This is a genomic window from Roseateles sp. P5_E8, from assembly GCF_054177665.1.
Map to the genome: position 1 here is coordinate 110379 of NZ_JBGCUM010000001.1, position 19069 is coordinate 129447.

The window sequence follows — 19069 nt, forward strand, 5'->3', positions numbered from 1 at the left end:
TCAACGCACTCAGCGGCGCTTGCGTGGCGCCGGCTTGGGCGCGGTCTTCTTGGCAGCGCGGCTGGACGCCCGTTTCGCGGCCTGCTGCGCCGCCTTGACCGGGTGCAGCGATGCGACGACGGCCTTGCGGCTCTGCTTCACGTCGCGGTCGGTCTGCTGCACATCATCGAGCGCCTCCACTGCGGTCTTGGGCGCACGCTTCTTCGCGGGCGCCCTGCCGGAAGGCTTGCCTTGAGGCTTGCCTGCCGCACCTCGGCTGGACCCCCGCGCCTCGTCCGAATCACGCACGAGGCGGAAGTCGATGCGGCGCCCGTCCAGGTCGACGCGGCTGACCTGCACCTGCACGCGCGCGCCGGTGGCGTAGCGGATGCCGGTGCGCTCGCCGCGCAGCTCCTGGCGCACGTCGTCGAACTTGAAGTACTCGCCGCCCAGCTCGGTGATGTGCACGAGACCTTCGACGTAGAGCGCGTCCAGCTGCACAAACAGGCCGAACGACGTGACGGCCGAGACCGTGCCGGCGAACTCCTCGCCGAGGCGGTCGCGCATGTAGCGGCATTTCAGCCAGGCCTCGACATCGCGGCTGGCCTCGTCGGCACGGCGCTCGTTGGCACTGCAATGCGCGCCAACGACTTCCCAGCGCTCGGCCTCGTTGCGGGCCTCTGCAGGGTTGGGCGGCGCCGCACGACCAGGGCGCTTGGGCGCCTGTGGCACGTTCATCTTGGCTGGGTCCAGCGTGTAGCGCTTGTTGGCAAGCAGGCACTTGATGACGCGGTGAACCAGCAGGTCCGGGTAGCGGCGGATCGGGCTCGTGAAGTGGGTGTAGGCCGGATAGGCCAGGCCGAAGTGGCCGGAGTTGATGCCGGTGTAAATGGCCTGCTGCATGGAGCGCAACAGCATGGTGTGGATCTGCTGCGCGTCGGGGCGGTCCTTGGTCGCCTGGGCGATCTGCTGGAACTCGCGCGGCGTCGGGTCGTCGGAGATGCCGAAGCCGATGCCCAGCGAGCGCAGGTAGTTCTGCAGCGTCGTGCGCTTCTCGGGCGTGGGGCCTTCATGCACACGGAACAGCGCGTGGTGCTTGGACGACTGGATGAAGTCCGCCGAGCAGGTGTTGGCGGCCAGCATGGCCTCCTCGATCAGCCGGTGCGCGTCATTGCGCGTGCGCGGGATGATCTTCTCGATGCGGCCGTTGTCGTCGCAGACGATCTGCGTCTCGGTGGTCTCGAAGTCGATGGCGCCGCGGCGGCCGCGCTCGGCCAGCAAGGCGCGATAGACCTCGTGCAGATGCAGCAGATGGGGAACAAGCTCGCGGCGCTTGGCGGCCTCGGGGCCGTGGGTGTTGGCCAGGATGGCCGCGACCTCGGTGTAGGTGAAGCGCGCGTGCGAGCTGATGACGGCCGGGTAGAACTGGTAAGCGCTGACGGTGCCGTCGCTGGACACGAGCATGTCGCAGACCATGCTGAGCCGGTCTTCATACGGGTTCAGCGAGCACAGGCCGTTGGAGAGCTTCTCCGGCAGCATCGGGATGACGCGGCGCGGGAAGTAGACCGAGGTGGCGCGCTCGTAGGCGTCACCGTCCAGCGCCTCGCCGGGCTTGACGTAGTGCGACACATCGGCGATGGCCACCAGCAGGCGCCAGCCCTCGACGGCCTTCTTGCCACGGCCCTGCTTGAAGGGCTCGCAGTAGACGGCATCGTCGAAGTCGCGCGCGTCCTCGCCGTCGATGGTGACCAGGGGCACGTCGCGCAGGTCGATGCGGCCCTTCAGGTCGGCGGCGCGCATCTTCTCCGGCAGCTTGGCGGACTGCGCCAGCGTCTCCGGGCTGAAGCGGTGCGGCACGTCGTACTTGCGCACGGCGATCTCGATCTCCATGCCGGGGTCGTCGATCTCGCCCAGCACCTCGACGACGCGGCCGACCGGCTTGGAGTACAGCGACGGCGGCTCGGTCAGCTCGACGGCGACGACCTGGCCGGCGGTTGCGTTAGCGATGCCGTTCTTGGGGATGAGGATGTCCTGGCCCATGCGCCGGTCCTCGGGCGCGACCAGCCAGATGCCCGATTCCAGCAGCAGGCGGCCAATGAGAGGCCGCTTCTTGCGCTCAAGGATCTCCAGCACCTTGCCCTCGGGGCGGCCACGCTTGTCGAAGCGAATCACCTTCACGCGCAGGCGGTCACCGTGCATGACGGTGTGGGTCTCCTGAGACGACAGATAGACGTCGGCCGAGCCGTCGTCGGGGATCAGGAAGCCATGGCCGTCACGATGGCCTTGCAGCGTGCCTTCGACCTCGGCAAGCAAGCCGGCGCCATCGCCCGTAGGCGAAGGGTTAGAGTTCTTCAAGTATTTGATGATATGATCCTTGCTTTCCTGAAACGGCCCAGGTCTTCGACAAGAAGTCTTGAGCACCTTGCCCAGGTGGCGGAATTGGTAGACGCACTAGTTTCAGGTACTAGCGGGTAACTCCGTGGAGGTTCGAGTCCTCTCCTGGGCACCAAATCAAAGAAAAAGGCCAGCACGCAAGTGCTGGCCTTTTTCTTTGGTGCCCAGGAGAGGACTCGACCACTTTGGAGCGCGCTCCAAAGTGGGACGCGGAACGCGGCAAAGGCGTGTGGCTGCCGGGGTCGCCGGAGGTGACCGAGTCCCCGCCGATGGCCCCTCGACGGGGCCTTCGGCGAGTGGCGGCACAAACCGAGCTTTTTCGCATCGTGCCACTCAACGGAACCCTCAAACGACGAACTTCTTCGCCAGCTGCTCCGGACCCATGCCGTCGTATTCCTCAAACGGCTGGTGGATCCACGGCGAGGTTTCAAGCATCTCGACGAAGTAATCCGGCGTGTAGGCCGAGACCTTCTTCGTCCAGATGACGGCCGAGCGCAGTTCGGTGATGGCGGGCATGCCGCGCAGGCGCTCGACCACGGCCTGCAGGGTGACCCCCGAATCGGCCAGATCGTCCACCAGCAGCACACGACCGGCGACCTCGCCCTTGGGCATGGTGATGTACTTGGCGACGTCCAGCCGGCCCTGGATGGTGCCGGCTTCGGCGCGGTAGGAGCTGGTGGACATGATGCCCAGCGGCTTGTCGAAGACGCGCGACAGCACGTCGCCCGGGCGCATGCCGCCGCGCGCCAGGCACAGGATCTGGTCGAACTGCCAGCCCGAGGCGTGCACCCTGAGGGCGAGGCGCTCGGTCAGCAGGTGGTACTCGTCCCAGGACACGTAGAGATGTTTACCGTCGTCGGTCAGCATGGTGATCGCTTCTCCGTGGTGTGAAGGGGTTCAGGCGGAATAAGGATGGCGCAGCACGATGGTGTGCTCGCGGTCGGGACCCGTGGACACCATGTGGATGGGTGTGCCGATGACTTCTTCGACGCGCTTCAGATAGCTGCGCGCATTGGCCGGCAGCGCGTCCCAGGATGTGGCGCCGAAGGTGATCTCGGTCCAGCCGGGGAAGGTCTCGAACACCGGCGTGCAAGCATCAATCTCGTCCGCATCCAGCGGCAGGATGTCGAGCTGACGGCCGTTGAGCTCATAGCCCACGCACATCTTGATCTCGCTCAGGCCGTCCAGCACGTCGAGCTTGGTCAGGCACAGGCCGCTGATGCCGTTGATGATCATCGAGCGCTTCAGCGCGGCGGCGTCCAGCCAGCCGCAGCGACGGGCACGGCCGGTGACGGTGCCACGCTCCTGGCCGACGGTGGACAGGTGGTAGCCGACGGTGCCCGGCACTTCCCAGTCCAGCTCGGTCGGGAAGGGGCCGGAACCGACGCGGGTCGTGTAGGCCTTGGTGATGCCCAGCATGTACTGCAGCAGCTGCGGGCCGACACCGGCACCGGCAGCGGCATTGCCGGCCACGCAGTTGCTGGACGTGACGTAGGGGTAGGTGCCGTGGTCGATGTCTAGCAGCGTGCCCTGGGCGCCTTCGAAGAGGATGTTGGCGCCGGCCTGGTGGGCCTTGTGGATCAGGTAGCCGACGTCGGCCAGCATGGGCTTGATCTGCTCGGCCATCTTCATGGCCTGCTCGAAGATGGGCTCGAAGGCCAGCGCCTCCGCCTTCAGGTAGCCGGTGAGCGCGAAGTTGTGCAGCTCAAGCAGCTCGCGCAGCTTCTTGGCGAAGCGCTCGGGATGCTTCAGGTCCTGGGCGCGCAGTGCGCGGCGGGCGACCTTGTCTTCATAGGCCGGGCCGATGCCCTTGCCGGTGGTGCCGATCTTGCCGCTGCCGCTGCTCTCGCGCAGCAGCTCGCGCGCCTTGTCCACGGCGACGTGGAAGGGCAGGATCAGCGGGCAGGACTCGCTGATGAAGAGGCGCGAACGCACCTCGACGCCGGCAGCTTCCAGGCGCTCGATCTCGCTCAGCAGGTGGGTGGGGTCGACCACGACGCCGTTGCCGATGTAGCAGGCCACGCCGTCGCGCATGATGCCGCTGGGGATGAGCTGCAGCGCCGTCTTCACACCCTTGATGACGAGCGTGTGGCCCGCGTTGTGGCCGCCCTGGAAGCGCACCACACCCTGGGCGTGATCCGTCATCCAGTCCACGACCTTGCCCTTGCCCTCGTCACCCCACTGGGTGCCGACGACGACCACATTGCGTCCACGCGCGGTTTGGCTTTGCATCTTCTTTGCCTGCTGAAACTTAGGATTGGTTTGGGCCGCCGCGCTCAGAGCGCCCGGACGACCCAGTCGGCGTGCTCGCGAACCAGTTCGCGGTCACAGTCGAATTCATCGGCCTCGTGCTCATGCCCGGGCAGCACGCAGACCACGGTCTCGCCCTGCTCGCGCAGCGTGCGCACGGCCTGGCGCAGCGAGGCGTCCTCGCCCCAGGGCGCGCGCACAGCGGCACGCAGCGGTGTGGCGGGCGCCAGCGTCACCAGCGTCTTCAGGTCCAGGCTGAAGCCCACGGCCGGGCGACGGCGGCCGAAGGCGGCGCCGACTTCGTCGTAGCGGCCGCCGCGCAGCACGGCATCTGAGCACCCCGACGCATAGGCCGCGAAGCGGATGCCGGTGTAGTAGGCATAGCCTTGCAGGTCCGCCAGGTCGAAGCCCAGGCCGACCTCTGGATGAACGACGGCGAGATGACCAGCCAGCCAGTCCAGATCGGCCAGCGCCGCCTTGACGAGCGGATGGTCGGGCAGGCGGCGCGCTGCCTGGTCCAGAACCTCGCGGCCACCAAAGAGACTGGGCAGGGCCAGCAGCGCGTCGCGCGTGATGGCGGGCATGTCAGCGCTTAGCGCGGACAGCGCGGAAAGATCCTTGGCAGCCAATGCAGCGGTCAGCGCCTCCAGCACTTCCGGAGCCAGCTTGACGCCGTCGAGCACGCCTTGCAGCAGCCGAGCGTCGCCCAGGTCCAGCATCACGTCGCGTAGGCCGGCGCGGCGCAGCGCGTCCAGGGCCAGCTCATGCACTTCGAGGTCGGCTTCCAGGCCGGCGTGGCCGTAGATCTCGACACCGAACTGCAGCGGCTCGCGGCTGGTGTTGAGGCCGTCGGGCCGCGTGTGCGCCACCGGGCCGCAATAGCAAAGGCGGGTCACGCCCTGGCGGTTCAGCAGATGGGCATCGATGCGGGCGACTTGCGGCGTCGTGTCGGCGCGCACGCCGAGCGAGCGGCCAGAGAGCTGGTCGACCAGCTTGAAGAGCTTGATGTCGGAGCCGCTTCCGGTGCCGGACAGCAGGGAGTCGAGGTGCTCCAGCAACGGCGGGATGACCAGCTCGCAGCCGTAGCTGCGGGCCATGTCGAGCAGCTCTCTACGCAGCTCTTCGATGCGGCGCGCCTGCGAAGGCAGGACATCGGCGATGTGCTCGGGCAGCAGCCAAGCAGAGGACATGGGCGAAGGCAGGCGGTTAAAAACGGCATTCTACCGGTGCCTCCCGGGACCCAGCCTTCAGATCAGCGCAACCAGAGCAGTCCCAACAGACCGAGCAGGATGCTGGCCAGGCCGATGAAGCGGATCTGGCCGTCGCTCATCGCCAGCACGCGGCTGAAGACCTCACGCCAGCGCGTCGGGCTGATCAGGGGCGTCAGCCCCTCGATGACCAGCACCAGCGCCAGCGCGGCCAGCAGTTCGGTCACTTGCGCGCTGGGGCGGCGGCAGGTGCGGCGCCGGAGCCCCGCATGGCTTTGAAGAAATCGCTGCCCGGGTCGACAACCATCACGTCGCTCTTCTTCGCGAAGCTGGCACGGTAGGCCTCCAGCGAGCGATAGAACTGCGCGAACTGCGGGTCGCGGCCGAAGGCTTCGGCGTACAGGGCCGAGGCCTTGGCATCGCCTTCACCCTTGATCTTCTGCGCGTCCCGATAAGCCTCGGCAACAATGATTTCGCGCTGGCGATCGGCATCGGCCTTGATCTTCTCGCCATCGGCCGTGCCCGTGGAGCGGGCCTCGGCGGCCACACGCTGGCGTTCGGACTGCATGCGGCGATAGACCGAGTCGGTGATGCCGGAGGCGAAGTCCACACGCTTGATGCGCACGTCGACGATCTCGATGCCGAACTGCTTGGCCTCGTCGGCCAGGCGCTTGCGCACATCGTTCATGACCTTCTCGCGCTCGGTGGCCAGCACGGCGATGACCGTGCGCTTGGTCACCTCTTCATTGAACGCTGCCTGCACGACAGGCGAGAGGCGGTTCTCGATGTTGCGGATATCAGCGCCGTTGTTGCGGATGAACTGGCGCGGCTCGGTGATGCGCCACTTGATGAGCCAGTCGATGACCAGGCTCTTCTTCTCGGCCGTGAAGATGGGGCGCGATTCGGCGCTGTCCAGTGTCTGCACGCGGCGGTCCAGCAGCACGACGTTCTGGAACGGCGGCGGCAGCTTGAACTTCAGGCCCGGCTCGGTGATGACTTCCTTGATCTCACCCAGCGCATAGACCGCGGCGAACTGACGCTGGTCGACGATGAAGAGCATGGACGACAGCAGCATCAGCACGACGAGGGCGCCGGCGACGATGGCGGCAATTCGGTTCATGGAAGGCATCCTCGATCAGCGGCCGTCACGGCTGCGCTGGTTGTCACGGCTGCGCAGGTCGTTGGCACTGGGCACGGTCTGCGGGTCGGGTAGCGTGGTGGGCTGGGGAGCGGACACCGTCACGCTGCCACTGCTGCCCTGCTGCAAGAGCTTGTCCAGCGGCAGGTAAAGCATGTTGGAGCCGCTCTTGCTGTCCACCATGACCTTGCTGACGTTGCTGTAGACCTGCTGCATCGCGTCGATGTAGAGGCGGTCGCGCGTCACCTGCGGCGCCTTCTGGTATTCGGTCAACACGCTCTTGAAGCGCTGCGCATCGCCCTCGGCCGTGGCAATGACACGGGCCTTGTAGCCCTCGGACTGCTCGCGCAGCTTGGCCGACTCACCCTGGGCGCGCGGGATGACTTCGTTGGCGTAGGCCTGCGCCTCGTTCTTGGTCTGTTCCTTGTTCTGCCCGGCCTTGAAGGCGTCTTCAAAGGCAGCCTGCACCTGCTCGGGCGGTTGCACGCTCAGCACGTTGACGTTCTTGACCTGGATGCCGGCCTTCAGACGGTCCAGTTGAAGCTGGACGGATTTGGCCAGATCGGTCGCGATGGCGTCGCGCTGCTCGTACAGCACCGAGTCCATCGTGCTCTTGCCGACGATCTCGCGCACCGCCGACTCGGCAGCGAGCGTGACCGCCTCGCGAGGCTCGCGGTTCTCGTAAAGGAACTCTTGTGCGTTCTTGATCGTGAACTGCACCGTGAAGCGGATGTCGACGATGTTCTCGTCCTGGGTCAGCATGGACGAGTCGCGCAGGCCGGTCGCGGCCACGACCGTGTTGCGGCCCACCTCGACCTGCTGCAGCTGCGTGACCGACACAATCTCGTGCTGCTGCAACGGGTAGGGCAGCCGCCACTGGAAGCCGGCCTCGACCGTCTTGCTGTACTTGCCGAACCACGTCACAACGCCCTGCTGGCCCTCTTGCACGATGAAGAAGCCGCTGGACAGCCAGCCCAGCACGACGACGACGGCAATCAGGCCCGCGCCTATGCCGGCACCCTTCATGTCGGGCGTGCCCCCCGAACCGCCAGGACTGGCAGGCCCGCCGGACTTGCCGCCGAACATGCCGGAGAGCTTGCGGTTGAAGTCGCGCCAGAGCTCGTCGAGGTCGGGCGGGCCGTCGTTGCGGCCGTTGTTCAGCAGCCGGCCCGCGGCTCTGGCGATGGGCGTCATCAGACGCTGCGCCCAAGGGCTGCGGGGCGGTGTGTGGGAGGTGCTGCTCATGCCTGCGAAGAGTCTGAGGAAGAGGGCTCGGGGTCGTCCGACGGATCAGAGTCGAAACGTGGGTCCCGCTCGTCGGGAATCAAGGGCTGGGCCTGCATGGCCGTTGCAATCAGCTGGCGTAGTTCGGACAGCCCGCTGCCGTCCAGCGAACTGACAAAGACGCGCGGCGTGGGCCGGGTGCCCCCTGCGGCGCGCAGCACGGCGTCAACGACCTCGCGCGGGCGTTGGTCGTCGGCCAGCAGGTCCTGCTTGTTGTAGACCAGGATCTGCGGCACATCGGCCGCGCCGATCTCGGCCAGCACGCGCTCGACCTCGGTGATCTGCTCGTCCAGCGCGGGGCTGGAAGCATCGACGACATGCAGCAGCAGGTCGGCATCAGCCGCCTCCTGCAGCGTCGCGCGGAAGGCCTCGACGAGCTTGTGCGGCAGGTCACGGATGAAGCCGACCGTATCCGACAGCGAGACGCTGGCGCCGGCCTGCTCCAGGTAGAGCGAGCGCGTCGTCGTGTCCAGCGTCGCGAACAGCTGGTTGGCGGCATAGGCGCGCGCCTTGGTCAGCGCGTTGAACAGCGTGCTCTTGCCCGCGTTCGTGTAGCCAACCAGCGAGACCTTGAAGACGCCATTGCGCGCACGCGCTTTGCGCTGCGTGCTGCGCTGGCGCTGCACCTGCTTCAGGCGTTCCTTGGTCTTCTTGATGCGGTCCTCGATCATGCGCCGGTCCAGCTCGATCTGGGCCTCGCCGGGGCCGCCGCGCATGCCGATGCCGCCGCTCTGGCGCTCCAGGTGGCTCCAACGGCGCACAAGGCGCGTGGACAGGTATTGCAGCCGTGCGAGCTCGACCTGCAGCTTGCCCTCGTGGCTTTGCGCGCGGGCGGCAAAGATTTCGAGGATCAGCGCCGTGCGGTCGGCGACGGGCACGCCGAGCACCTTCTCGAGGTTGCGCTGCTGGGCGGGCGAGATGGCCTGGTCGAATAGCACCGTGTGGGCCTGGTGCGCCTGCACGAGCAGCTTGATCTCGTCGGCCTTGCCGGAGCCGACGAACAGCGCCGCGTCGGGCGCCTGGCGGCGGGCGATGACCTTGGCGACAGGGGTGTCGCCGGCGGACTCGGCCAGCAGGGCCAGCTCGTCAAGGCTTTCATCGAAGCCCTGCTTCGCGGACTGCCGACCGAAATCGACACCCACAAGAATGGCGCGCGCTGCCTCAGGGTTTGAGAGTGAATCTGACATGTCCGAGCGGGGCGTCAAAACGGTCCCAATCTAGGCGCAAAGCACAGCCGCAGCAGGTGCTGCGGCGCGCATTTGCAACGACGAGTGGGGGCGTTTTGGCGTCACGAGCGGGCTTGGCAGATTTGCTTTCAAGCCCTCACGGGCGGCGTCGCGGCGTTGTCGAAGGTCGAGGACAAGGGCGGTGGGATCAGGCGTCTGCGGGAGCGTCGCCAGCGTGGAAGTTGACTGCACGGCCCGGCACGACGGTGGAGATCGCGTGCTTGTAGACCATCTGGGTCACGGTGTTGCGCAGCAGCACGACGTATTGGTCAAACGATTCGATGTGGCCTTGCAGCTTGATGCCGTTGACCAGATAGATCGAGACCGGCACATGCTCTTTGCGCAGCAGGTTCAAAAAAGGGTCCTGCAAAAGTTGGCCTTTGTTGCTCATCGGTATGCTCCGAGTTTTCGGGGGGAAGAAGGGGGAATCGGGGAATGCGGGTTGGACCTTAACACAGGGTTTTGCCGCATCCGGCCGTCACCCTAGGTCTTTTCGTCGAAGGGATTCTTCGAAGAACGTAGCTCTATCTTCAGCGGCGTTCCGACCAATTTGTAGTGCGCGCGGATGCGGCCTTCCAGGTAGCGCTTGTAGACCTCGGTCACACCATCCAGTGCGTTGCCGTGGATGACGACGATGGGCGGGTTCTGGCCGCCCTGGTGGGCGTAGCGCATCTTGGGGCGGGACACGCCTGAGCGCTTGGGCTGCTGGTGCTCCACGGCCTCGTGGATGAGGCGGGTCAGCACCGGCGTCGTCATCTTGCGGTAGGCCGAGGCATAGGCGTCGGCCAGCGAGTTCCAGACCGCCGACAAACCCTGGCGCTTCAACGCCGAGATGTTGTGCATGGGCGCGAACTTCAGGAAGGTCAGGCGCTGCTCGATCTGGCGCTGCAAGGTCTCGCGCTGGTAGCTGTCGACGGCGTCCCACTTGTTGAGGGCCAGCACCACCGCGCGGCCGCTGTCGAGGATGTAGCCGGCGATGTGGGCGTCCTGGTCGGTCACGCCCTGCGTGGCGTCCAGCAGCAGCAGCACGACGTGCGCGTCGGCAATGGCTTGCAGCGTCTTGACGACCGAGAACTTCTCGATGGCCTCGAAGACCTTGCCCTTGCGGCGCAGGCCGGCCGTGTCGATGAGCTTGAACTTCTGGCCGTTGCGCTCGAAGTCGACCGAGATCGCGTCGCGCGTGGTGCCCGGCATGTCGAAGGCGACGAGGCGCTCCTCGCCGAGCCAGGTGTTGATCAGCGTGCTCTTGCCGACGTTGGGGCGGCCCGCCACGGCCAGGCGGATGACACCGTCTTCCTGCGGGCCGGCGCCGAACTCCTCGGTCGCATCTTCAAACGGCTCCAGCACCGCATCCAGCAGGCTGCGGATGCCCTGGCCGTGGGCCGACGAAATCGGGTGCGGCTCGCCCATGCCGAGTTCATGGAACTCGTTCATCAGCGGCGACTCGCTCATGCCCTCGGCCTTGTTGACGGCCAGGTGCACGCGCTTGTTGACGCTGCGCAGATAGCGGGCGATGTCGCTGTCATGCGCCGAAAGCCCTAAGCGGATGTCGACGACGAAGATGACAGCGTCGGCCTCGGCGACGGCCTGCTTGGTCTGCTTGGCCATCTCCTTGACGATGCCGGTGCTGCTGTCGGGCTCGAAGCCGCCGGTGTCAATGCAGATGAACTCGCGGTCGCCCATGCGGCCGTCACCGTAGTGGCGGTCGCGTGTCAGGCCGGCGAAGTCGGCCACGATGGCGTCGCGCGACTTCGTCAGGCGGTTGAACAGCGTCGACTTGCCCACATTGGGGCGACCGACGAGGGCGATGACTGGTTTCATTCGGCCTTCACGGCGAACAGGCCGCCGTTCTTGGTCACGACCAGGGCCGTGTCACCCAGCAGGGTGATGGTGGCGATGGGCGAGCCGTCGGTGGCGATGCGCGAGCGGGTCTTGCCGGTGTCGCGGTCCAGCAGGTGGAGCTGGCCTTCGGAGTCGCCCACCAGCACCTGCTTGTTCAGCAGCACGGGCGCGGAGAGCTTGCGCAGCTGGAACTGGTCGGCCGACCAGGCCAGGTCGCCGTTGGCCAGCTTCCAGGCCGACAGGCGGTCCGAGGCGTCAGCGGCGACGACGACCTGGTCGTCCGCGCCGATGCCGTTGGTGCCGCCGACGACGCGGTTCCACAGCGCGCTGCCGCGCTCGGCGTTGACGCAGCCCACCGAGGACTGGAAGGCGCGTGCGCAGATCACTTCGCCCTGGCGCACGGCCGGGCCGACGAGGTCAGCCAGGCGCTCGACCTCGTTGGTGCCGCGCGGCGTGGCCACGCTGGCCTCCCAGCGCAGCTGGCCCTTGAGTGGGTCGACGCCGGCCAGGCGTGCGCCCTGGCCGACGATGAGCGTGTCCTTGTAGGCCAGCAGCACGCCGGCCTTGGCCAGCGTCAGCGGCTCGCCGGGGCGGCGCAGCTCCCAGATCTTGCGGCCGTCGAGGGCGTCGAAGGCCAGCACCTGGCGGTCCAGCGTCAGCGCGAAGACGCGCTCGCCGGCCACCAACGGCGCGGCGATGACGGGCGTGGGCAAGGCCTTCTTCCAGACCACGCGGCCGGCGTCCAGCACGACGAGTTCGTTGTCGCGGTTGACCACCGCCGCAAAGCGGCCGTCGCTACCGACGCCTGCAGCCAGCTTGGCGCCGGCCGTGCCGCGCCACAGCTCGCGGCCGTCGACGGCGGCCAGTGCGCGCACCGTGCCATCGGTGCTGGCGACGACGAAGCTGTCGCCGGGCGTTGCGATGCTGAGCGGGAAGGTGACGTCATCGCCCTTGCTGCTCCACAGCACGCGGCCCGTGGCCGGGCCGGAGAGCGTCTCCAGCACGGCGGGCTTGGTCTTGGCGTCACCGAACCAGTTGTTCCACGTCGACGAGATCGTCGAGCAGGCCGACAGCGAAGCCGCCGCCAGCGAAATCAGCGTGATCTGAACGAGGCGCTTCATTGCGCGGCTCCGGTGGTTTCGACGGCAGTGGGCACGCCCAGCGTGGCCAGCTTGGCCTCGACGATGCGGCGGTAGTCCTGCGTCTTCTCCAGGCCGGCCAGGGCCTTCTGGTACTCGGCCTTGGCAGCATCGCGCTTGTCCTGCAGCAGCAGGGCGTCGCCGCGGCGGTCGGCCACGAGGGCGGCAAATTCAGGGGACTTGATCGCGTCCAGCGTCTTGGTCGCTTCGTCGAACGCCTTGGCGTCGAGCTGCAGGCCGGCCAGGCGCAGGCGGGCGAGGTCGCGGTAGGCGACTTCGGAGCCATGCTCTGCCACCCAAGCAAGGCTTTGCTTGGCCTCGTCGGCCTTGCCCTTGTCGAGCTGCAGCTTGGCGACCTGCAGGCCGGCCTGAGCCGCATAGCCGGTGCTGGCATAGCGCGTCTTCAGGTCGCCAGCGGCTGCGGCGGCCTTGTCGGCGTCCTGGGCCGTGAGGGCGCGGTCGAACTCCTCGTACATCGCTGCGGCCTTGGCGGCCTGCTCGCGCTGGTACCAGTTCCAGCCCTGCCAGGCGGCAAAGGCAGCGAGCGCGGCGGTCAGCACCCAGGTGATGAGATTGCCCCAGCGCTTCCAGAAGGCCTTGAGCTGGTCGAGTTGTTCTTGTTCTTCGAGGTCGAGATGCGATGCCATGAGAGGAATACAGCGTGGTGCGGGCAGGGCCCGGGATTATGCGGTGCGCAACTCGGCCGCCCAGGCGGCCACGTCGGCGAGGGGCCGGGCGACTTGTTCGGCGCCGTCGCGAAGGGGTTTCACGGCCACCTCGCCGCGCGCCAGCTCGTCGCCGCCGAAGACCAGCGCGAAGCGCGCGCCCGAGGCGTCGGCCTTCTTGAACTGCGACTTGAACGAGCCGCCGCCGGCATGCATCTGCACCTTGACGCCGGCCGCGCGCAGCGCCTCCAGCGCGGGCAGGATGCGCGGCAGCTCGGCCGGGTCGGGCACGACGGCGTAGACATCCGGCGCAGGCGCAGGCGACTGCAGGCCCAGCGTCTCGAGCAGCAGCAGCAGGCGCTCCAGGCCCAGGCCGAAGCCGACCGCCGGCGTGGGCTTGCCGCCGAGCTGCTCGACGAGGCCGTCGTAGCGGCCACCGGCGCAGACCGTGCCCTGGGCGCCGAGCTTGTCGGTCACCCATTCGAAGACGGTGAGGTTGTAGTAGTCCAGCCCGCGCACCAGGCGGGGGTTGATGCGGTAGGCCAGGCCAACCGAGGCCAGCAGCGCTTTCACGCCGTTGAAGTGGGCCTGGGATTCGCCGCCGAGGTAGTCCAGCAGCTGCGGCGCGCCCTCGGCCATGGCCTGCATGGCGGGGTTCTTGGTGTCCAGCACGCGCAGCGGGTTGGCGTACATGCGGCGCTTGGCTTCCTCGTCCAGCACGTCCTGGTGCTGCTCGAGATAGGCGATGAGGGCCTCGCGGTGCGCGCGGCGCTCCTCGGGCTGACCCAGGCAGTTGATCTCCAGCGTGACGTCCACGCCCTCCTTCAACCCCAGCTCGCGCCACAGCGTCCGCGCCAGCAGGATGACCTCGGCGTCCACGTCCGGCCCGGCAAAGCCCAGCGCCTCGATACCCATCTGGTGGAACTGGCGGTAGCGGCCCTTCTGCGGCTTCTCGCGGCGGAACATGGGGCCGACGTAGTACAGCCGGCGCGGGCTGTCGCGCAGGTAGCTGTGCTCGATCATGGCGCGCACGACGCCAGCCGTGCCCTCGGGGCGCAGCGCCAGGTGCTCGGCCTGGCCGTGCTTGTCGGCGCGGTCCTCGAAGGCGTACATCTCCTTCTCGACGATGTCGGTCACCTCGCCGATGCCGCGCACGAACAGCGCCGTGGGCTCGACGATGGGCACGCGCACGTTGCTGTAGCCGTAGCGCTGCAACACGCTGCGCATCGTGGCTTCAAGCTGCTCCCAGCGCGCCGATTCCGGCGGCAGGATGTCGTTCATGCCCTTCACCGCTTGCAGCGGCGGGACCTTCTTGCTTTCACTCATGCGGTAGCGGTCGCGCCGAAGCGCTTCTCGATGTAGTTCTCGACCAGCGCGTGGAACTCGTTGGCGATGTTGTCGCCACGCAGCGTCAACGCCTTCACGCCGTCGATGAAGACGGGCGCGGCCGGGGCCTCGCCGGTGCCGGGCAGGCTGATGCCGATGTCGGCATGCTTGCTCTCGCCGGGGCCGTTGACGATGCAGCCCATGACGGCCACCTTCATCTCCTCGACGCCCGGGTATTTGTTGCGCCAGACCGGCATCTGCAGGCGCAGGAAGTCGTCGATCTGCTTGGCCAGTTCCTGGAAGGTCGTGCTGGTGGTGCGGCCGCAGCCGGGGCAGGCGGTGACGCTGGGGTTGAAGTGGCGCAGGCCCAGCGCCTGCAGGATCTCCAGCGCGACGACCACTTCCTGCGTGCGCGACTCGCCCGGCTGGGGCGTGAGACTGACGCGGATGGTGTCGCCTATGCCCTCTTGCGCCAGGATGCCCAGCGCGACCGAGGAGGCCACCGTGCCCTTGGTGCCCATGCCGGCCTCGGTCAGACCCAGGTGCAGCGCGTAGTCGCAGCGGCGGGCCAGTTCGCGGTAGACCGAGATCAGGTCCTGCACGCCGCTGACCTTGCAGCTGATGATGATGTTGTCGCGGTTCAGGCCCAGCTCGGCGGCGTAGTCGGCCGAGGTCAGCGCGGACTCGATGAGCGCCTGGTACATGACCGGCTTGGCGTCCCAGGGCTCGGCGCGGCGGGCGTTCTCGTCCATGAACTGCGCAAGCAGCTCCTGGTCCAGGCTGCCCCAGTTGACGCCGATGCGCACGACCTTGTCGTACTTGGCGGCGGCCTCGACCATCATCGCGAACTGGCGGTCCTTCTTGTCGCCCTTGCCGACGTTGCCGGGGTTGATGCGGTACTTGGACAGCGCCTGCGCCATCGCCGGGTACTCGGTCAGCAGACGGTGGCCGTTGTAGTGGAAGTCGCCCACCAGCGGCACGTCGATGCCCATGCGGTCGAGCTGCTCGCGGATGTAGGGAACCTGCTCGGCGGCCTCGGGCGTGTTGACGGTGATGCGCACCATCTCCGAGCCGGCAATCGCCAGCTCCTTGACCTGGATGGCCGTGCCGATGGCATCCACCGTGTCGGTGTTGGTCATGGACTGCACGCGCACCGGCGCGTCGCCGCCGACGGTGACGACACGATTACCCCAGACCACGCGGGCCTGGCGGCTCTTGCGCGGCGCTGGCGCCGCCTCCGGAATGATGTATTCGCTCATCAGTTCAACTCCACTCGAGCGACGTTGTTGCTGGCGCGCGCTTTCAGGTCGTAGGCGCTGCCGCGCCATTCGATCTTCGTGCCATTGACGTTGCCGACGCGCACCTTGTAGGGTGCTGCGCCGCTGAAATCCTGTTGCTCGCCCTGGAGCAGCACACGCGACAACAGCGTCTGGCCCTTGGCGTCGACGACCTCGATCCAGCTGTCGGCGGTGGCCGTCACGCGCAGTGCCGGACCGGCTTGACTGGTTGGGCTGGTCGAGCTGGCCAGAGGCGCCGGCGCGGAGGCGACCACGGCGGGTGCCGAGGCGGCCACAACCGGCGGCGGCATCGACAGCACCGGCTCCGAGGCCGCCACCGGCTCGGGCGCGGGAATGAACTCGACGACGGGCGCACTGGCCGCGCCCGTCACGACACCGGAGGCCGGCAGCGAAGCGGGCGGGAAGGCGGGCGTCGGCTCGCGCTCAGGCAGCCAGCCGGCCGGCACCCAGTAGATGGCCGCAGCGACGATCAGCAGCAGCCCGAAGCCCCAGACGACGGGCCGCTTCAACAGGGACAGCACGCCGCCGTCGATGGGGCCGGCGCCGCGCTCGCGAAATGGCTGGTTCAGCCCCGGGCGCACGTCGAAACCCAGCTCGCTGGTGCGCGGCAGCAGGGCTAGCACAGGCGCCGCGTCCACCTTGAGCACGCGGCACACGGCCGTGGCCAGCGCACGCGCAAAGGTCGCGTCGGGCAGTTCGGTGAAGCGGTCGCCCTCCAGCGCCTCCAGCTTGGCCTGAGGCACCTTGAGCATGACGGCCAGGGCCGCGATGTGCAGGCCGCGCTGCTGGCGGGCGGCCCTGAGCCAGGCGCCGGCGGTGGTCGGCTCTTGGGCTCGTCCCTCGGAAATGGGTTCCATCGTCTTGTTCTTCTTAGTCTTCGTAACGGCCGGCGTCCAGCGCCTGCGTCTCGGGGGCCTGCGGGAACCTGCGGCGCAGCATCTGAGCCAAGTCGTCAACGACGTTGGTATGGCTCAGCTTGCGCTCGATACGCAGTTGCAGCCACAGGCTCTGCGCATTGAGCTGCTCGGGCTGGTCGTTGACGCGCTTCACATAGAAGCGCGCCCGCTCCAGCTCACGGTTGCGGAACAGCACCTCGGACAGATTGACGGCAATGACCGGGCTGCTCGGGTCCAGCTCGAAGGCGCGCGACAGCGTCTTTTCGGCCACCAGCAGGCGGCCGGCACGGGCCTCGCAGACGCCCTTGGCCAGCAGCGTGCGGGCCGGCGCGCGGTAGGTGGACTGGGCCAGTGCCTGGTCGAACAGCGAGTCGGCCGTGGGCCAGCGCTGTTGCTGGCACATGAACCAGCCGTAGTTGTGCAGGGTGTCGGGGTCGTTGGGGTAGACGGTCAGCGCGCGGCGAAAGGTTTCCTCGGCCAGCGGGAAATCGCCCATGGAGGCGTAGATGAGGCCACGCAGGTTGACGGCCTCGCGCATGTCGGGCTTGGCCTGCAGCGCCAGCTTGAGCTCGTCCAACGCCGTGTTGAACTGCCCGCGCGAGAAATAGCCCTGGGCCAGCTCCAGGCGAATGCCTGCTCGACGGTCGGCGTCGGTCTGGTCCGAATCGGTCTTGATCTCGCGCTCGGCGGTAGGGGCGGTGCCGGTGGTCGCACAGGCGGCGAGCAGGGTGGCGGTCAGGACGGTCAGCAGTCGCTTCATCAAATCCTCTGGGTTGGACACCGATCGTGTCACGGCGCGGATTTGGCCACCGTCACAGGCGCCCTGACCATGCGGATATGCGCGCGGGTGCGGTCCTGCACCTCGCCCGCCAACTGGCCGCAGGCCGCGTCGATGTCGTCGCCGCGCGTCTTGCGCACCGTCGTCACGATACCGGCCTGGATCAGCACCTCGGCAAAGGCTTTCACGCGCGCATCCGTGCTGCGCGTGAGACCCGAGGCCGGGAAGGGGTTGAACGGGATCAGGTTGATCTTGCAGTTGACCTTGTGCTTCACCAGCTTGACCAGCTCGCGGGCCTGTTCGGGCGAATCGTTCACCTCCTGCAACATGCAGTACTCGAAGGTGATGAAGTCGCGCGGCGCCTTGTCCAGGTAGCGGTTGCAGGCGTCCAGCAGCTCGGCGATGGGGTACTTCTTGTTCAGCGGCACGAGTTGGTCGCGCAGCGGGTCGGTCGGCGCATGCAGGCTGACGGCCATGGCCACGGGGCAGTCCTCGCGCAGCCGGTCGATCATGGGCACGACGCCGGAGGTCGACACCGTGACGCGACGGCGGCTCATGCCGTAGCCGTGGTCGTCCAGCATGGTCTTGAGCGACGGCACGAGCTGGTCGTAGTTCTGCAGCGGCTCGCCCATGCCCATCATGACGACGTTGGAGATCACCCGTTCGTCGGTGTTCAGGCGCTTGCGCAGGTTGTGCTCGGCGAACCAGAGCTGGGCCGTGATCTCGGCCGTCGTCAGGTTGCGGCTGAAGCCCTGGTGCCCGGTCGAGCAGAAGCGGCAGCCCACGGCGCAACCGGCCTGGCTGGAGATGCACAACGTGCCGCGATCGTCTTCAGGGATGAACACGGCTTCAACCGCATCGCCATTGCCGACATCGAACAGCCACTTGATCGTGCCGTCCGTCGAGACATGCTCGGAGATGACCGGCAAGGCGCTGATGTGGGCGCGCCCCTTGAGCTTGTCGCGCAGAGACTTGGCGAGGTCGGACATCTGCTCGAAGTCCGACGCGCCTTTCTGGTGGACCCAGCGGAACAGCTGGGTCGCACGGAACTTCTTTTCGCCCAGTTGCTCGCAGTAGGCGGCCAGCCCTTGCAGATCGAATCCGAGCAGGTTGACCGCATCCATTGCGAGCTCCCGGGCCGGGGTCACCGACCCCGTTGGGGGTTTACTTGGCAGCGTAGACGTTCATGCCCGGGAAGAAGAACGCCACTTCGACGGCGGCCGTTTCGGCAGCGTCGGAGCCGTGCACGGCATTGGCGTCGATGCTGTCGGCGAAATCGGCACGGATGGTGCCCTTCTCGGCCTTCTTGGGATCGGTCGCGCCCATCAAGTCACGGTTCTTCAGGATGGCGCCTTCGCCTTGCAGCGCCTGGATCATCACCGGGCCGGAGATCATGAAGCTGACCAGGTCGTTGAAGAACGGGCGGGCCTTGTGCACGGCGTAGAAAGCCTCGGCATCGGCACGCGACAGCTGGACCAGCTTGGCCGCGACGACCTTCAGGCCGGCGCCTTCGAAACGGGCATAGATCTGGCCGATGACGTTCTTCGCCACGGCATCGGGCTTGATGATGGACAGGGTGGTTTCGATCGCCATGGAGTTCTCCTGAAGGGCTGTATTGGACAAAGCCTGCGATTGTAGCGGGCAGG

The 19069-nt window shown here is 67.2% G+C and carries 18 protein-coding genes and 1 tRNA gene; 1 reads left to right on the top strand and 18 read right to left on the bottom strand.

Annotated elements, in window-relative coordinates; genetic code table 11:
• Positions 1 to 9: 9 nt before the first annotated feature.
• Positions 10 to 2334, bottom strand: coding sequence for a ribonuclease R (rnr, locus tag ACXRVZ_RS00525; protein WP_457421507.1), 2325 nt, complete (start codon positions 2332 to 2334; stop codon positions 10 to 12).
• Positions 2335 to 2403: 69 nt separating this feature from the next.
• Here rnr and ACXRVZ_RS00530 point away from each other — a divergent pair.
• Positions 2404 to 2488, top strand: a tRNA-Leu gene (locus ACXRVZ_RS00530).
• Between the two features lie 230 nt (positions 2489 to 2718).
• Here the strand turns inward: ACXRVZ_RS00530 and ACXRVZ_RS00535 are convergent.
• The 17 genes from ACXRVZ_RS00535 to ndk all read right to left on the bottom strand — a co-directional run bounded on the left by ACXRVZ_RS00535 (position 2719) and on the right by ndk (position 19016).
• Positions 2719 to 3240 carry a phosphoribosyltransferase gene (locus tag ACXRVZ_RS00535; protein ID WP_457421505.1) on the bottom strand — a complete coding sequence of 174 codons (522 nt, stop codon included), beginning with the start codon at positions 3238 to 3240 and terminating at the stop codon, positions 2719 to 2721.
• Positions 3241 to 3270: 30 nt separating this feature from the next.
• Positions 3271 to 4605 (bottom strand): adenylosuccinate synthase, encoded by a 1335-nt coding sequence (locus ACXRVZ_RS00540; RefSeq protein WP_457421503.1) that lies wholly within the window; start codon positions 4603 to 4605, stop codon positions 3271 to 3273.
• Between the two features lie 44 nt (positions 4606 to 4649).
• A complete protein-coding gene (locus ACXRVZ_RS00545; protein ID WP_457421501.1) occupies positions 4650 to 5813 on the bottom strand; it encodes an ATP phosphoribosyltransferase regulatory subunit in 1164 nt (387 codons plus the stop codon).
• Positions 5814 to 5875: 62 nt separating this feature from the next.
• Complete coding sequence (locus tag ACXRVZ_RS00550) at positions 5876 to 6058, bottom strand: DUF2065 domain-containing protein (protein ID WP_457421499.1); 183 nt, start codon at positions 6056 to 6058, stop codon at positions 5876 to 5878.
• A complete protein-coding gene (gene hflC, locus ACXRVZ_RS00555) occupies positions 6055 to 6951 on the bottom strand; it encodes a protease modulator HflC (protein ID WP_457421497.1) in 897 nt (298 codons plus the stop codon). The genes ACXRVZ_RS00550 and hflC overlap by 4 nt, the downstream gene beginning before the upstream one ends.
• A gap of 15 nt (positions 6952 to 6966) precedes the next feature.
• Positions 6967 to 8163, bottom strand: a complete 1197-nt coding sequence (gene hflK / locus ACXRVZ_RS00560; RefSeq protein WP_457421495.1) for an FtsH protease activity modulator HflK — start codon at positions 8161 to 8163, stop codon at positions 6967 to 6969.
• Between the two features lie 47 nt (positions 8164 to 8210).
• The gene (gene hflX / locus ACXRVZ_RS00565; RefSeq protein WP_457421493.1) at positions 8211 to 9440 is read right to left on the bottom strand and encodes a GTPase HflX; all 1230 of its coding nucleotides are present in this window, start codon (positions 9438 to 9440) and stop codon (positions 8211 to 8213) included.
• 187 nt (positions 9441 to 9627) lie between these two features.
• Positions 9628 to 9870: an RNA chaperone Hfq gene (gene hfq, locus ACXRVZ_RS00570; RefSeq protein ID WP_056198163.1), complete on the bottom strand. Its 243-nt coding sequence runs from the start codon at positions 9868 to 9870 to the stop codon at positions 9628 to 9630.
• Between the two features lie 92 nt (positions 9871 to 9962).
• Positions 9963 to 11300 (bottom strand): ribosome biogenesis GTPase Der, encoded by a 1338-nt coding sequence (der, locus tag ACXRVZ_RS00575; protein ID WP_457421491.1) that lies wholly within the window; start codon positions 11298 to 11300, stop codon positions 9963 to 9965.
• Positions 11297 to 12442: an outer membrane protein assembly factor BamB gene (bamB, locus tag ACXRVZ_RS00580; RefSeq protein ID WP_457421489.1), complete on the bottom strand. Its 1146-nt coding sequence runs from the start codon at positions 12440 to 12442 to the stop codon at positions 11297 to 11299. The genes der and bamB overlap by 4 nt, the downstream gene beginning before the upstream one ends.
• Positions 12439 to 13107: a YfgM family protein gene (locus tag ACXRVZ_RS00585; RefSeq protein ID WP_457421487.1), complete on the bottom strand. Its 669-nt coding sequence runs from the start codon at positions 13105 to 13107 to the stop codon at positions 12439 to 12441. The genes bamB and ACXRVZ_RS00585 overlap by 4 nt, the downstream gene beginning before the upstream one ends.
• Positions 13108 to 13143: 36 nt before the next feature.
• Positions 13144 to 14451, bottom strand: a complete 1308-nt coding sequence (gene hisS, locus ACXRVZ_RS00590) for a histidine--tRNA ligase (protein ID WP_457421485.1) — start codon at positions 14449 to 14451, stop codon at positions 13144 to 13146.
• Positions 14448 to 15710, bottom strand: coding sequence for a flavodoxin-dependent (E)-4-hydroxy-3-methylbut-2-enyl-diphosphate synthase (gene ispG, locus ACXRVZ_RS00595; protein ID WP_457421483.1), 1263 nt, complete (start codon positions 15708 to 15710; stop codon positions 14448 to 14450). The genes hisS and ispG overlap by 4 nt, the downstream gene beginning before the upstream one ends.
• Complete coding sequence (locus ACXRVZ_RS00600) at positions 15710 to 16606, bottom strand: helix-turn-helix domain-containing protein (RefSeq protein WP_457421481.1); 897 nt, start codon at positions 16604 to 16606, stop codon at positions 15710 to 15712. The genes ispG and ACXRVZ_RS00600 overlap by 1 nt, the downstream gene beginning before the upstream one ends.
• A gap of 13 nt (positions 16607 to 16619) precedes the next feature.
• Positions 16620 to 17405: a type IV pilus biogenesis/stability protein PilW gene (pilW, locus tag ACXRVZ_RS00605; RefSeq protein ID WP_457421479.1), complete on the bottom strand. Its 786-nt coding sequence runs from the start codon at positions 17403 to 17405 to the stop codon at positions 16620 to 16622.
• A gap of 29 nt (positions 17406 to 17434) precedes the next feature.
• The gene (gene rlmN / locus ACXRVZ_RS00610) at positions 17435 to 18547 is read right to left on the bottom strand and encodes a 23S rRNA (adenine(2503)-C(2))-methyltransferase RlmN (RefSeq protein WP_457421477.1); all 1113 of its coding nucleotides are present in this window, start codon (positions 18545 to 18547) and stop codon (positions 17435 to 17437) included.
• A 40-nt stretch (positions 18548 to 18587) separates the two neighbouring features.
• Positions 18588 to 19016, bottom strand: a complete 429-nt coding sequence (gene ndk / locus ACXRVZ_RS00615) for a nucleoside-diphosphate kinase (protein WP_457421475.1) — start codon at positions 19014 to 19016, stop codon at positions 18588 to 18590.
• Positions 19017 to 19069: the final 53 nt, after the last annotated feature.